We start from the raw sequence: 14,126 nt of genomic DNA, 5'->3' as shown, positions 1-14,126 counted from the left end.
TCATTTTGGAAATTTTAACGTAAAGGAAAATGATGAAGAAATTTGCATTTTTAGCTCTTAGTCTTTGTGCGACCTTGGCGCTTGCGGCCGATATGAAGGTCTATAAAAGCCCAACTTGCGGTTGTTGTGGCAACTGGGCCAATGCTATGCAAAAGGCTGGCTTTAGCGAAGAGACCATAAAAGTAGATGACATGGTCAAGGTCAAAAAAGAATTTCACGTGCCACTAGAGCTTTCAAGCTGCCACACAGCTATCGTTGATGGCTATGTTATCGAGGGTCACGTGCCAGCAGATGAGGTCAAGCGCCTGCTTGAGCTTAAACCAAAAGATGTCGTTGGTATCGCAGTGCCTGGCATGCCTATGGAGAGTCAGGGCATGGAGCAAGGCGGCAAAGCCGAGCAATACGACGTCATACTCTTTAAAAAAGATGGCTCGCAAGAGGTCTTTGCTACTTACATCGGCTCTAAAAAGCTAAAATAACTTCAAATTTAGACTTAGCTCGTCTTTTGATGGGCTAAGTTAAAAAGAAATTCCCTTGCTAATGGCGATGATGCAGAGCAAAAAGGCTATTGGCACATAGATAAATTTACCCACAAAATACCAAAATGAGCCGTAAGTTTTATTTGCTCCTGAATTTACCTCGTCTAAAATTTCTTCTTTTTTAATGATCCAAAACCAAGATATTGCGCCGATGACTGCGCCGATTGGGATAATGTAGATAGAGACAAAGTCCATCCAAGGCCCCCAGCTACTAATAGGCTCCATAAATGCTCCAACCCCAAAGCAAACTACGCAAAGTAGAGCAAGCACCCAAAATCTGCTAAGGCGCGGGAATTTATGCATAAGCGACTCAGCCACGACCTCAAACATATTTTGAAGTGAGGTGATACCGCCAAAGATGACCGCGGTAAATAGTATGATCGCAAAAATTTGACCGCCGATCATATTTTGTAAAATTTTAGGAAGCGTTACGAAAAGTAGCTTTGGACCCTCAGCTGGATCCATAGCGTAGGCAAAGACCGCTGGGATCATAACAAGCGCTGCTACAAGCGCTGCAAGCGTATCAAAAAATGCCGTAGTTTTGGCGCTTTCTACGATGTCTTCATCTTTTGAAAGATATGCTCCATAAACTATCATGCCAGAACCCGTGATAGAGAGCGAGAAAAAGGCTTGACCCATCGCAGTGACCCATACCATCGGATCTTCAAGCTTGCTAAAGTCAGGGATAAATAGAAATTTATATCCCTCAAGTGCGTTTGGCAGCATCGCGACATTTATAGCCAAAATGGCAAATAACACGAAAAATAGCGGCATCATTATTTTATTGGTCTTTTCTATACTTTTTGCTCCAAAAAATAGCGTAAGAAGCGTGCCAATAATGACTATGAAGTGATATGGCAGGACTGAGTACTCATGAAGCGCAAATGAATTAAACCAAACATTTGTATCAACGCTCATAAATGAGCCAGTAAGCGCCTGAGTAAGGGCCTTTAGCACGTAAGCGATGATGACAGCGTAGCCAATGGCTATGCAAAGTGAGCCAGCAAGTGGAAGCCAGCCGATGATACTTCCGATGACGCCTAAATTTCTACTTTGCCAAGCAAATTTATATGATCCTAGCGTGCCAGTCTTTGCTCGCCTACCGATCGCATACTCAGCGCTTAAGCCAACGTAAGAAAAAAGCGCTACGAAAAAGATGTAGATGAGTAAAAATGCTCCACCGCCATTTGTGCCAAGCTTGTAAGGAAAGCCCCAAACATTTGCCATACCAACGGCTGAACCAACTGAGGCTAGTATAAACGCCCAGCGTGATGAAAAATTCTTTTTGCTCATTGTAAAATCCATAAATTTAGTGATGAAAATAATGTTACCAAAATATGATTTAAGAACTTTTTATAAATCTTAAATTTAAGAAACGTTGTTACTTTTGGGCGTGGCTAATTTGACCGCTAAATATAAATTCGCTATAATCAGCCAAAATTTTTAACTCTTAAGGATCATAATTGTACCCCAGTAGCGATAACTCGCTTTTAATGGTAATACTTGCCATTATATTCATTTTACTAAACGCATTTTTTGTTTTGTCGGAATTTTCCCTTGTCAAGGTTCGCAAGTCTAGACTTGAAGAGCTTATCAAAGAGAAAAAGCCAAACGCCCAGCTTGCTTTTGAGATGTCAAACAAGCTTGATACCTATCTTAGCGCCACTCAGCTTGGCATCACGCTAAGCTCACTCGCCCTTGGTTGGATCGGTGAGCCAGCAGTCGCAAGGCTCATAGAAGCCCCACTTAAAAATGTTTTCAACCTTAGCGATATCTTAGTTCATACAGTCGGCTTTGCGATCGCATTTACGCTTATCACGCTACTTCACGTCGTTATGGGCGAGCTTGTTCCAAAGTCAGTCGCCATAGCCAAATCAGAATCAGCAGTGCTTAAAATCGCTCGTCCGCTTCACTTTTTCTGGATACTATTTTCGCCTATCATAAAGCTTTTTGACATCCTAGCTACATCTGGACTTAAAATTTTAGGCATCCAGCCAGCAAAAGAGAATGAGCTAGCACACTCTGAAGAGGAGATCAAGATCATCGTTGGCGAGAGCTTAAAGGGCGGTGTGCTTGATAGTTTTGAGACTGAGCTTATCAAAAATGCAGTTGATTTTAGTGACACGGTCGCAAAAGAGATCATGACGCCAAGACGCGATATGATCTGTATAAATAAACAAAAGAGCTTTGAAGAGAATTTACAAGTCGTTTTTGAGTCAAAATATACTCGCTATCCTTATATAGACGGCTCAAAAGATATCATTTTAGGCATGATACACATTAGAGATATCTTGCAGCTACACTTTAGCGAGGAAAAAGAGAAGAGCTTTGACGCGATCGTACGTAAATTTGTCATCGTGCCTGAGAGCCTTTCTATCTCAAAGGTGCTTGTGATGATGAACAAGGAACAAATTTCGGCTGCGCTTGTCGTTGATGAGTATGGCGGCACGGCTGGACTTCTTACGATGGAAGATATCATGGAGGAGGTGCTTGGCGACTTCAACGACGAGCACGATGAGGTCGATCAGCACTATAAAAAGATAAATGAAAATATCTATGAATTTCAAGGCAGATACGACTTAGAGAGCGTTGAAGAGGTCCTTGGCATAAGCTTTGATGAAGAGACCGATCAAGTAACGATCGGCGGATATGTCTTTAACCTTATCGGTCGTTTGCCAGTAGTTGGGGACAAGATCGAGGATGAAAACTGCTACTACGAGGTGAGAAAGATGGATGGAGCTAGCATCTCACGCGTAAAAGTTAGAAAAAAGATAAAAGAAGAAGAGGAGCCTGCTCAGGCTTAGTTTATAAATTTAATGGCTTTTTTGCCATTAAATTTAACCTCACAAATCATAAAAAATAGGGCAAATTTAAGCGGCATTGTGCTTTTTAAAGGCTACAAGCCCTTAAATTTAACTTCTAAAACCACAAAATTTAAAGTGGCACTACCTTATTTAAATAGCTCTCTAAAACGTTACCGCCGCTTTTTGTAAATTTGGTTATAAATTTTAAAAATAGCTTGCTAGTTTTAAATTTATCATCCACTTGCAAAAGTAGCTGCGACTGATCTTGCTTGTGATATTTAAATTTACTAAAGTTTATTAGCCTTGGCTCGTAGATGCGACGTCACGAAATTTCGTCATAAATTTCTCTATCGCGCTCATCTAGGCTGAAGCAAGAGAGCTAAATTCTTTTGTTAAATTTTAAAACGCCTCTTAATAGCCCTTTTGTGGCCAAATTTGCTTATCTATTTTTTATCATTTATAAAAGCGTGCTAGATCTTTGCCATGCTTTAATGCTAGCTCGTAGTAGGGCATGTCTGGATCCTCTCCTATCATCTCATAGAGCTTTTTGCGAAGCTCTGGCAAAAGGCGAAGATCGTTATAATCTATCCTCTTTTTATACGCTGGCAAACCTTGTAAAAGCAGGGCATTTGAGTAGTTTATGCCGCCAGTTTTGGTGCCAGTAATGTTAAATTCATTCTCATATTGCGCGCGAGTTAAGCCAGTTGGTATGCTAAGCTCTCCCCGTTGTAGGCAAATTTTATCATTGCTACTTACGATATACTCTGGGAATTCTAGCTCTTTGTAGTTGATATCTTCGTGATCATAATAGACCCACTTTATAGCATCTTTATTTTTGCGGTTGAAACTGCTTTTGTAGATGAAGCTACCTGGGATTATAAATTCACGGCTTTTTAGCACTGGTGTATCTGCTATATCTTTATAAACAGCAACCAAGTAGCAGTCACTAAAAAAATCAAGCGGCCAAAGAAGGCCCTCATTCGCTCGCTTTACAAGGCGGTTTTTAATATCAACTAAGATTTTGCCAAAGAAATATCTCTTGTAGTAATCATTATAGACGTAAAATATGTCGCCCTCTTTGAGTTTTGTCTTATCTGGCATTTAGCTCTTCCAGATGTTTTTATTTAGCTCTAAATCTTGCATGATCTGCGAAAAGTCACTGATGCTAGAGATGTAGTTTTGCACGCTTTCGTTGCTGTTTATCGGCTTTTTAAGATCAGGCTCAAAGCTATCCTTTCTAAGATCGATCGCGATAAAAATTTCATTTTTTAAAAACACTGCCGAGAGTGGGGCGTTAAATTTAGTTCTTAGAGTGGTTAAATTTTCCATCAGCTTTGGCGTCAGAGCGTATCTGGCTGCGATCTGATCAGTCGTGAAGGTCTTAAAAAGCTCATTAAATTTAGGATTATCCATCATCGCTTGCTCGCCATCGCTTCTTAGATCAGAAGTTCGCTTTTTATCGCAGACATAGATCGTGGCGTTTAGCTCTTTTTTAAACTCAGCCTTTAGCAAAATGCCTTGAAATTTTACCGTTGTAGTGGTTCGTTTCTCGCCTTGTGTCTCTTTTGCCGCATAAAAATCGCAAAGCTTAAACTGCGTCTCATCGATCTGTCCGTAGATCATATCCTCTGCGTAGTGTCTATTTACATCAGCGTCATAAATTTTATAAAAATCATTCAAACTTAGTCCGCCATTTGCACTGAAATTTAGACCATAGTTTTTTACGATGACGCCAACTACTTTTTGTTTAAATTTTGCTATAAGCTCGTTTTTTAGCCCATTTATCGTCTTGCCAAGATAAAAAACTCCGCCGATTAGCAAAAAGAAAAATAAATTTCCAAGGTGCAGTGATGCCAAAAAACCACTTACAACTATGATGCCAAGAAAGCCATAAACGATCATTTTAAAGGCTTTTTGCCCCATGGCAAGACGCTCTTTTTCAAGCTCGTCAAGGTCGCTTAGATCGATGCCTTTTAGTTCGTCTGCTTGCATTTTTTATGCCTTATTTTTTGAAAAGATCACCGACGTTTGGAGCAGCTGCTTCATTTTCAGGGATATCAAAAAACACATCTTTGTGAAAGCCAAACATTGAAGCTACGATGTTTGAAGGAAACATCTGTGTGGCGTTGTTGTAAATTTCAACAGCTGAGTTGTAAGCACGTCTGGCAGCTGAAATTTGCTCTTCGACCTCGTTTAGCGTGCTTTGGATGTGAAGTAAATTTTGATTTGCTTTTAGGTCTGGGTAGTTTTCTACGCTCACTCTTAAACCATTTAGCAAGCCTGAAATTTTGTTATTTAGCTCAAATTTCTCCTCATTTGTAGAGGCGCTTCTAGCACTCTCTCTAAGGGCAGTGATGTTTTCTAGTAGGCTCTTTTCATGCACCATGTACTCTTTTGCAGTAGCTACTAAATTTGGTATGAGGTCATATCTTCTTTTTAGCTGTGCGTCGATGCCAGCCTCCACGCTTTTTACCTGGTTTTGCTTTGCAACAAGCGAGTTGTAAAGGCTGATGAAAAAGACAAAAATGACTGCGATAACAAGTATCACGATGACTAACGAATTCATAACTTTTCCTTTGAAATTTAAGTTTGTTGTAGTTTATCCAAAGTTGCTTAAGAGTATTTAAACACCGAGGTTTGGTGATTAAATTTAATATTATAATTTAATCTTAAATTTTACATATAATTTATATAATTAAAAATTGTTTTTTACGAGGAGGATAAATGAGAACGATAAACGTAAAAGATATAAAAGAGACTGTTGCAAAGCTTTGCAAACAAGCCTGTTACGTCGTTACGCCAGATCTAAAGGCTGCTTTTACAAAAGCACAAACCACTGAGAGCTCATCTCTAGGTAAGGATATCTTGGGCAAAATTTTACAAAATGCCAAGCTAGCAGAGGAGGGCGTTGCGCCTATTTGCCAAGATACGGGCATGACGGTTGTCTTTGTCGAGATCGGTCAGGATGTGCATATAGAAGGCGGTTACATAGAAGATGCGATCAATGAAGGTGTTGCAAAAGGCTACACTGAGGGCTATCTTAGAAAATCAGTCGTTGCTGAGCCACTTTTTGAGAGAAAAAACACCACAAACAACACTCCAGCAGTCATCCACACTAGGATCGTCCCAGGCGATAAGCTAAAGATAAAAGTCGCTCCAAAGGGCTTTGGTAGTGAGAACAAATCAATACTAAAAATGCTTGTGCCAGCTGATGGCATAGAGGGCGTTAAAAAGGTATTTTTAGAGGCTGTAAAATACGCTGGACCAAACGCTTGCCCTCCAATGACAATAGGCGTTGGCATAGGCGGCACTATGGACAAAGCTGCACTTCTAGCCAAACAAGCCGCAGTTCGTCCAGTAGATAGCAAAAATGCCGATGCTAGATATGCAAAACTCGAAGATGAGCTTCTTGAGCTTGCTAGCAAAACAGGCGTCGGACCTCAAGGGCTTGGTGGCGATACAACTGCTATAAAAGTAAATGTCGAGTGGTATCCAACTCACATCGCAGGCCTACCAGTAGCCATAAATATCAACTGCCACGCTGCACGCCACGCAGACGCCGAGCTTTAAGGAGATAACATGTCAGAAGTAAAAAGAATAACAGCACCATTTGATAAAGAGGTGGTAAAAAGCCTAAAAGCAGGCGACAATGTCCTAATCTCAGGCACTATCATCGCTGCTCGTGACGCCGCTCACAAGGCACTAACAGAGGCTTTAGCACGTGGTGAGAAGTTGCCAGTTGAGCTAAAGGGCGAGACTATCTACTACGTCGGACCAACACCAGCTAAACCAAACCAAGCTATCGGCGCAGCAGGCCCAACAACAAGCGGCAGAATGGACAAATACACACCAACTATGATAAACGAAGTTGGCATAAATGGCATGATCGGCAAGGGATATCGCAATGATGCAGTAGTTGATGCGATGAAAAAATCATGCTGTGTTTATATGGTCGCTATCGGCGGTATCGGAGCGGTCATTAGCCAAAGTATCAAAAAATATGAAGTACTAGCCTATCCAGAGCTAGGACCAGAGGCAGTCGCAAGGCTCACAGTAGAGGACTTCCCAGCGATAGTCGCTATCGACTGCGAGGGCAATAACTTCTACGAAGTCGGTCAAGCACCTTACAAAAAAATCTAAATCTGATCCGCTAGCTTTGGGGCTAGCGGAATTTACCCCAAAATGAAAACTTTTTGCAACGATCAAGCAAAGCCACTACTTAAATTTTTTACCAAAACCAAAAGCGAGCTAGTAAATTTAAAACTAAAGCAAATTTTAAACGAGGGCTTTATCTCAAAACCGCAAGGGATATTTTTAAAAGCTGCTATAAGAAAAAGGCAGAAATTTGAGCAAAACAAGACGCAAAATGAGTGGTCGTTAAATGAGATAGTAGTTTTTGAAAGCGAGTATGAAAGCCGTGAGGAGTATTTTAGCGACGTGGGGTCGTTTGTAGTGAAGCTGGCTGATAAATTTAGAGCAAGTGGCATTAGTGAGGAGATAGTGCTTGCTGTTTCGTTTCAGGCGCTGCAGTTTGTCACGCCAGGTAGCGAGGAGTTTAAATTTATATACGAAGACTACGATGAGAGTACAAACTCCGCTCACATTAAAATTTACGCCAAAAGAGAAAACGATGAAATTTTGCTATATAAAGATAGGATAGGGGGCTACAAAACTGAGGCGCTAATCGTTTTCGAGGTGGCTAGTAGTAGCCAAGACACATAGTCTCAGTCAGTTTTATACGCTTTTCAAAGGGCGCTGGCGAGAAAAATTTGCACTTTTCTATATAAATTCTATACGAGTAGCTAAGCTTGAAATCATCATAAAATTTCTTTAAATTTAAAAATTTGATACCGCAAATTTCATGAAATTCAAAAAGTTCATAAATTTTTGAGCCATTTTTCGCCACGAGGTGGGATGGGGCGAGCGAGGTAAATGAGCAAAAAACGCCAGTTGGCACGAGGCCATTTAAGGGCGTGCAAGCTTGCAAAGCGCTTGCAAATTTCTCTGGGACACTCTTTTTTCTAAGAAAAACGATGCGTGAGTTTTCAAATTTAGCGCTGATCGCATTTTTCCAAAAGAGGTAGGCGTTTGATGAGATGCCCGCGTTTTTGGCAAGCTGCGCACCAAGTACGTAGTCATCTAAAAATTCGTTTGGTGCAAGGGTTATTTGCATCTTTGTCCTTTTGAAATTTTGCTCATTATAGCCTTTGGTGCCTAAAAATTTAGAAATTTATAGTAGGATTTTGCCAAATTTCAAAGGAGAAGATATGAAAAAACAAATTTCAACAAAAAACGCTCCACAAGCGATCGGACCATATTCTCAGGCGATTAGCGCGAATGGATTTTTATTTATCTCAGGTCAGCTTGGCGTCACACCAGCAGGTGAGTTTGCAGGTAGCAATGTAGAGGCTCAGGCCGAGCAGTCACTTACAAATTTACAAAACATTTTGGCTGAGGCTGGACTTAGTTTTGATAATGTCGTAAAGACTACGATCTTTTTAGCAGATATGGCAGATTTTGCTAAAGTAAATGTCACATACGCTAAATTTTTCAAAGAGCCATATCCAGCTAGAAGCACGGTGGCTGTGAAGACTTTGCCAAAAGATGCACTCGTAGAAATTGAGGTTATCGCAGCACAATAATGTCACAACTGTACCAAAGTACAATATACAAAGAGGATTAAAATGTCTTAAAATTACGTAAAATTTATTTTACGATAAGGATAGACATGCAAACTCAAGTAGGAGTAATCAAACAAATCTCAGGCTTAGTGGTAGCTGTAGATCAAAATGGTGTTAGCCGCGTTTTAAAAGTTGGCGACGCTTTATATCTTGGGGAGGTTGTAAAGACCTCTTCAGCTTCTTCTAAAGCCGTAGTTTCAATGGACAATGGCAAAGACGTCACCATCTTGGGTGATGAGTCGTTAAAGCTTGACGAAAATGTAGCCGCAGGAGAAAAACCAAATACCGTAGCAGATGTTAGTGACTTGCAAAAAGCGTTGTTAAACGGCGAGGATCTAACAAAACTAGAGGAGACTGCCGCTGGTGGTAACGCAGCCGCAGCTGGTGGTGGAGATGGCGTTAGCCTTGGTGCAGCGTCGTTTGATGAGGGTGGTCACTACTCAAATATCAGTGAAAATTTCCGCTCAATAGGCGATCTAAACAGCGCAAGAGGTGCCGAGAGGATAGGCGGCGTAAGCGGCGCAGCCGATAATGCTGGTGGTGACGCTGGTTTTGTAGATACTACTATCCCAACAGTAACTCTAGATCCAATTAACAATACTTCAACAGTAGTAACTGGTAAGGTTCCAAATCCTGATCCAAATACCACTGTAATTGTTGAAATTCCTGGTCATACCCCAGTTACAGTTCCAGTAAATCCTGATGGTACATTTAGTGTTCCTACACCAAATAATGAACCACTAAAACCAGGTACTGAGGTAAAAGTTACTCCAAAAGATGATGCAGGCAATGGTACACCAGTTACTACTCCAGTATCAGACGTAACTATCCCAACAGTAACTCTAGATCCAATTAACAATACTTCAACAGTAGTAACTGGTAAGGTTCCAAATCCTGATCCAAATACCACTGTAATTGTTGAAATTCCTGGTCATACCCCAGTTACAGTTCCAGTAAATCCTGATGGTACATTTAGTGTTCCTACACCAAATAATGAACCACTAAAACCAGGTACTGAGGTAAAAGTTACTCCAAAAGATGATGCAGGCAATGGTACACCAGTTACTACTCCAGTATCAGACGTTGTGCCGCCGCAAGTAGATCTCACTCCAAAGGCTGACGGCACAGTTGATGTGGTGCCTCACGACAATGACGCGACAAAGGTTGAAATTTCATACACAGATAATGGCGGCAACACGCAAACAATCACCGTAGTCAAAAACCCAAGCGCTGGCTGGGTCGTAGATAGCACTCCTGGCAAGACGACAGCTCCAACAGGTGCTTTCAAGCTTGATCCACATAGTGGCAAGGTCACTATCAGCGACAATGCGACAAAAGACAACACTCCAGTGACTGCAAAGGCTACTGATGGCGCTGGCAACACAGCCACAGGCGAGACTACTGCTCCAGATAAATTTACTATCAAATTTAATGATGATGCAGATGGTAACGGCACTATCACAAGAGGCGAGAACTATGCTGAGGATGGCGCAAAAGCTACTGCAACTATCGGCATACCAAACCTTGCAAAGGACGGCAGCAAGATACATGTCATAGGCACTGGCATAAATGACTATTACACAGTTCATAAAGATGCTAGTGGCAATATTACAAGCGTTATAGATACAAAAGGAAACAATGTATTTGACGGCGATAATGGCATAAAGGTTAGCTACGACTATAACCACTATCAAACAGCCCTCGGAAATGCAGCTAGTATCACAGCTGAGCTAGAAGGCACAACCCTTAAAGCTACTTCAAGTGTTAAATTTGAAAATGTTGGTAAGGCTGAAGTTAAATTTGTTGAGCTTGATGAGCATGGCAATGTTCTAAATGAAAAATCAGATCAAATAACAAATCAAAATAGAAATACAGCTATGCTAGATGGTGATATCAACCACACCACAGCACGCATCTCACTACCTGAGAATGTTCAAGATGGCGATGTAGTAACTGTAAAATATGGATATGGACCAGATGCAGCCTCTCTTGCAAAAACAGGTGGCACAGATACTACTGCTTATAAGTATTTCTTAGTTCATAAAGCAGCTGATGGCTCTATGACGGTTGATCAGATCACTTCAGCGACTGATAAGACACCTATAAAAGCTGGTCTTACATCTACAAATGGTGCTGGCGAGAAATTTGGTATAGATATAGCTGATATGCCAACAGCCAGCATGAATGGTACACACTCACGTGGTATAGAGGTGAGTATAAAAGGTGATGACCGTGCAGAGCAGTCTAATGGAAATACATGGATATCTAGAGATGGCATGGAGGCTCCGAAGATAGAATTTATAGAAGGCAACAAAGTTTATGATCCAAGTGTTTCAGGAAGTGGCTCGGGCGCACTAAATGCTGGTATAAGCGTAGCTGACGCTATAAAGGACGGTGATATCAGCCACACTACAGCTCGCATAACATTGCCAAAAGTGTTCTCAGACGGCGATAAACTAACAGTTGCTGTAACTGACTATAACAAAATTTATGCTGACACTGGTGTAAAACAATATCCAGCAAATAACCCAGAGCCAACATTTGTTAAGGCATTTATCATTCACAAAGCAGCTGACGGCACTGTGACTTTTGACGAAGTCGATGCAGCTGGCAATGTCACACATGCAGGCATCCCAGCACTAAATAACAATGCTATCGAAATAACTGGCGTGCCACTATATAATATGTATGAAAATGGCGTTGTGAAGTCAGATTATGTACATGCAACTGGTGTTGATGCTACTATCACAGACCACCTTAACCTAAATGGTAACGATAGTGGAAGCAATACAGGTTATGCATTCTTAGCGAACGTAAATGTTGTAACTATCACAGAGGTGATCGATGATGTTGCAGGTGGTGTAGATCACGGCAATGTCAAAGATAATGACGTAGTAGTAAATGGCGTAACTAAAAAAGGACTAACAAACGACAGCACTCCGACATTTAACGGCAAGGCGGACCCTAACTCAGTAGTAGAGCTATATGATGGCACGACTAAGATAGGTAGCACAACAACTGATAAATTTGGCAACTGGTCTATCACTCCGGCCACTCCGCTTGGTGAAGGCGCTCATAGTATCACGGCTTCATCTCCAGCCACAAATGCGATCAAGGCCTCTGACCCAGCTACTATAACAGTAGATACAGGCACTAAGGTTACATTTGATAGCGTTACTGATGATGTTGCAGGTGGCGTCGTAAATGGCAATGTCAAGGGCAATGATGTAACAGTTGATGGCAAAACACTAAAAGGCCTAACAAATGACAACACACCAACCCTATCAGGCAAGGCAGAGGCTGGCTCAACTGTAGAGATCTTTGATGGTACAAACAAGATCGGTCAAGTAGAGGCAAAAGGTGATGGTTCTTGGAAATTTGAAGTAAGCACTCCGCTTAGCGACGGCGAGCATGAGCTTAAAGTAAAAACTACTGACAAAGCTGGCAACACAGCCGAGGCTGCTCCAGTAACCATAACTGTTGATACGAAAGTGACAAATTTAAAAGTCGAATGGATAGATGATCTCAACAATGATGGTAAATTTAGCTGGAGTGAGAATTTAAATCCTGAACACGCAGGACGTATAGCTTGGAAAGCATATCTTCCAAACGACGGCACGGTTAAAGTTGGTGACGTTATGCACTATATGTGGGGTGGACCAGGTGCTACTGGTGAGCTAACTTATACTATAAAAGCCGAAGATATAGCAAAAGGCTATGTAGGCTTTGTAAAACAAAATATGATTCAAGGAACATGGGAACATATTCCTTTTGGCAAGGATTCTGATGGTAAAGTTTTTGAAGCTTGGGCATATCTAACAGACGCTGCTGGTAACAAAGGATCAACAGGCAAAGATGATATAGTCTTTGACTTTAGTGATGCACCTACTCATATAAATGCTAGCGCTATTTATGGCACAAATAGAACAGGCTTGTTACTTGATGACAATCCAAAAAGCGCAAGTGCTGTTAATATCGAAGCACAAGGTAAAGCAGTAGAGCTAGATGTTAAAACATTCACTCATAGAGCAGATGTGAAACTAGGCGATGGTGACGATATAGTAACGGTGCATAAGAGTGGCGGTGTTTGGGGTGACATGGTAGAAGACTCAAAACTAAATTTAGGAGATGGAGATAATATCTTAAAAGTAGAGACAAATATCGATAGAGCATCAGTAATTGCTGGAGATGGTTATGACAACGTCAAAGTCGATGGATATATAACAAATCGCTCTTATATAAATTTGGGCGATGGCAACAATACATTAACAGTTGGAACAAATATAGATCATAGTACTGTAGAAGCTGGAAGTGGAAACGACACCATCAAAGTTGGCAACTATATCCATTACTCTACTATAAAGCTAGGCGCAGGCGATGACTCATTAACGATTGCAAAGTCAGATATGCAAGGTAATGATATAGATGGTGGCACTGGTTATGACAAATTAGCTATCACTAATCCAGGAACATCTATAAATTTAGATAGCATCGCAGATCATGCACATAACTTTGAGGAGATTAATATCTCTAACAAGAGCCAAAATACTACTTTAAGCGTAAAACTAAGTGATGTTATAAGCTTAACAGATGGTGATAATACTCTAAAAATAACAGCTGATGCTGGAGATAAAGTAGAATTTAAAGATACTGGTTGGCAAAAGGGTGCATCAACTGACGGCTATACCGCATATACAAATGATACTAGCGGAACAACTGTTACTGTAGAGATCAAGGATGAAGTAACACAGCCTATGTAATTATAGATGTAAATTTGCTATCAGAGTGCTAGCAATAAAACAGACGGAGGGCAAGGAAGCTCTCCAAATTTATACCTCAAAATAAAATTTAAATTTATAAAATATTTTGCAATTATTTCAACTATTTTTAAGCATCCCTCATATATAATTCCAGCTCACGAAACGAGAAACCACCTTTAACTTCACCGTTAATAAAGCCTTTTCTTTTTATCGTTGTTCTTTTAACTTACAATTGTTAAACTATTAGTCAATCTTTGAAATCTAAACAAGTGATCGATTGAGCCAGTCTATTATGATTAAATAATAGATTAGACAAACTAATATAAAAACTAAAAGTTTTTT

Annotated in this window: 12 protein-coding genes; 7 read left to right on the top strand and 5 right to left on the bottom strand. The window is 40.7% G+C overall.

Annotated elements, in window-relative coordinates; genetic code table 11:
* Positions 1–32 precede the first annotated feature (32 nt).
* The gene (locus tag CYO89_RS02315) at positions 33–479 is read left to right on the top strand and encodes a DUF411 domain-containing protein (RefSeq protein WP_021090169.1); all 447 of its coding nucleotides are present in this window, start codon (positions 33–35) and stop codon (positions 477–479) included.
* A 39-nt stretch (positions 480–518) separates the two neighbouring features.
* Here CYO89_RS02315 and CYO89_RS02310 read toward each other — a convergent pair whose 3' ends face one another.
* Positions 519–1,832, bottom strand: coding sequence for a sodium-dependent transporter (locus CYO89_RS02310; RefSeq protein ID WP_103573058.1), 1,314 nt, complete (start codon positions 1,830–1,832; stop codon positions 519–521).
* A gap of 170 nt (positions 1,833–2,002) precedes the next feature.
* On the opposite strand from CYO89_RS02310, the gene CYO89_RS02305 reads away from it, so the two are divergent.
* Positions 2,003–3,343 (top strand): hemolysin family protein, encoded by a 1,341-nt coding sequence (locus CYO89_RS02305; protein ID WP_103573059.1) that lies wholly within the window; start codon positions 2,003–2,005, stop codon positions 3,341–3,343.
* A 453-nt stretch (positions 3,344–3,796) separates the two neighbouring features.
* Here the strand turns inward: CYO89_RS02305 and CYO89_RS02300 are convergent, their stop codons facing one another.
* The 3 genes from CYO89_RS02300 to CYO89_RS02290 are packed head-to-tail and all read right to left on the bottom strand — an operon-like array spanning position 3,797 to position 5,909.
* Positions 3,797–4,444: a sugar transporter gene (locus tag CYO89_RS02300; RefSeq protein WP_103597005.1), complete on the bottom strand. Its 648-nt coding sequence runs from the start codon at positions 4,442–4,444 to the stop codon at positions 3,797–3,799.
* Entirely contained in the window at positions 4,445–5,335 is an 891-nt protein-coding gene (locus tag CYO89_RS02295; protein WP_103589852.1) for a DUF3137 domain-containing protein, read from the bottom strand.
* A gap of 10 nt (positions 5,336–5,345) precedes the next feature.
* Positions 5,346–5,909, bottom strand: coding sequence for a LemA family protein (locus CYO89_RS02290; protein WP_103559189.1), 564 nt, complete (start codon positions 5,907–5,909; stop codon positions 5,346–5,348).
* 158 nt (positions 5,910–6,067) lie between these two features.
* Between CYO89_RS02290 and CYO89_RS02285 the strand changes: the two genes are divergently transcribed.
* From CYO89_RS02285 to CYO89_RS02275, 3 genes are read left to right on the top strand one after another with little or no spacing between them, the layout of a single operon-like run.
* On the top strand, positions 6,068–6,913 hold the full coding sequence (locus tag CYO89_RS02285; protein WP_103597004.1) for a fumarate hydratase: 846 nt from the start codon (positions 6,068–6,070) through the stop codon (positions 6,911–6,913).
* Between the two features lie 9 nt (positions 6,914–6,922).
* Entirely contained in the window at positions 6,923–7,483 is a 561-nt protein-coding gene (locus CYO89_RS02280; protein WP_002942950.1) for a Fe-S-containing hydro-lyase, read from the top strand.
* 42 nt (positions 7,484–7,525) lie between these two features.
* Positions 7,526–8,065, top strand: a complete 540-nt coding sequence (locus CYO89_RS02275; RefSeq protein WP_103597003.1) for an L-cystine-binding protein TcyA — start codon at positions 7,526–7,528, stop codon at positions 8,063–8,065.
* On the opposite strand, the gene CYO89_RS02270 is transcribed toward CYO89_RS02275, so the two are convergent.
* The gene (locus CYO89_RS02270; RefSeq protein ID WP_002942954.1) at positions 8,043–8,516 is read right to left on the bottom strand and encodes a hypothetical protein; all 474 of its coding nucleotides are present in this window, start codon (positions 8,514–8,516) and stop codon (positions 8,043–8,045) included. The two genes, CYO89_RS02275 and CYO89_RS02270, sit on opposite strands and share 23 nt — an antisense overlap.
* Before the next feature lie 94 nt (positions 8,517–8,610).
* Between CYO89_RS02270 and CYO89_RS02265 the strand changes: the two genes are divergently transcribed.
* Both CYO89_RS02265 and CYO89_RS02260 read left to right on the top strand, forming a co-directional pair.
* Complete coding sequence (locus CYO89_RS02265; RefSeq protein WP_103597002.1) at positions 8,611–8,985, top strand: RidA family protein; 375 nt, start codon at positions 8,611–8,613, stop codon at positions 8,983–8,985.
* A gap of 86 nt (positions 8,986–9,071) precedes the next feature.
* A complete protein-coding gene (locus CYO89_RS02260; RefSeq protein WP_103597001.1) occupies positions 9,072–13,784 on the top strand; it encodes a retention module-containing protein in 4,713 nt (1,570 codons plus the stop codon).
* Positions 13,785–14,126: the final 342 nt, after the last annotated feature.

It is taken from the genome of Campylobacter concisus (genome assembly GCF_002913765.1).
GTDB classification, from domain to species: Bacteria; Campylobacterota; Campylobacteria; order Campylobacterales; family Campylobacteraceae; genus Campylobacter_A; species Campylobacter_A concisus_BB.
Note: the sequence above shows the minus strand (reverse complement) of the source record. Positions and strands in the feature narration are given on the sequence as shown.

Bases quoted from the DNA above. Each gene is read 5' to 3' on its own strand.
- CYO89_RS02315 (WP_021090169.1), top strand. From the start codon at position 33: ATGAAGAAATTTGCATTTTTAGCTCTTAGTCTTTGTGCGACCTTGGCG.
- CYO89_RS02310 (WP_103573058.1), bottom strand. From the start codon at position 1,832: ATGAGCAAAAAGAATTTTTCATCACGCTGGGCGTTTATACTAGCCTCA.
- CYO89_RS02300 (WP_103597005.1), bottom strand. From the start codon at position 4,444: ATGCCAGATAAGACAAAACTCAAAGAGGGCGACATATTTTACGTCTAT.
- CYO89_RS02295 (WP_103589852.1), bottom strand. From the start codon at position 5,335: ATGCAAGCAGACGAACTAAAAGGCATCGATCTAAGCGACCTTGACGAG.
- CYO89_RS02290 (WP_103559189.1), bottom strand. From the start codon at position 5,909: ATGAATTCGTTAGTCATCGTGATACTTGTTATCGCAGTCATTTTTGTC.
- CYO89_RS02285 (WP_103597004.1), top strand. From the start codon at position 6,068: ATGAGAACGATAAACGTAAAAGATATAAAAGAGACTGTTGCAAAGCTT.
- CYO89_RS02280 (WP_002942950.1), top strand. From the start codon at position 6,923: ATGTCAGAAGTAAAAAGAATAACAGCACCATTTGATAAAGAGGTGGTA.
- CYO89_RS02275 (WP_103597003.1), top strand. From the start codon at position 7,526: ATGAAAACTTTTTGCAACGATCAAGCAAAGCCACTACTTAAATTTTTT.
- CYO89_RS02270 (WP_002942954.1), bottom strand. From the start codon at position 8,516: ATGCAAATAACCCTTGCACCAAACGAATTTTTAGATGACTACGTACTT.
- CYO89_RS02265 (WP_103597002.1), top strand. From the start codon at position 8,611: ATGAAAAAACAAATTTCAACAAAAAACGCTCCACAAGCGATCGGACCA.
- CYO89_RS02260 (WP_103597001.1), top strand. From the start codon at position 9,072: ATGCAAACTCAAGTAGGAGTAATCAAACAAATCTCAGGCTTAGTGGTA.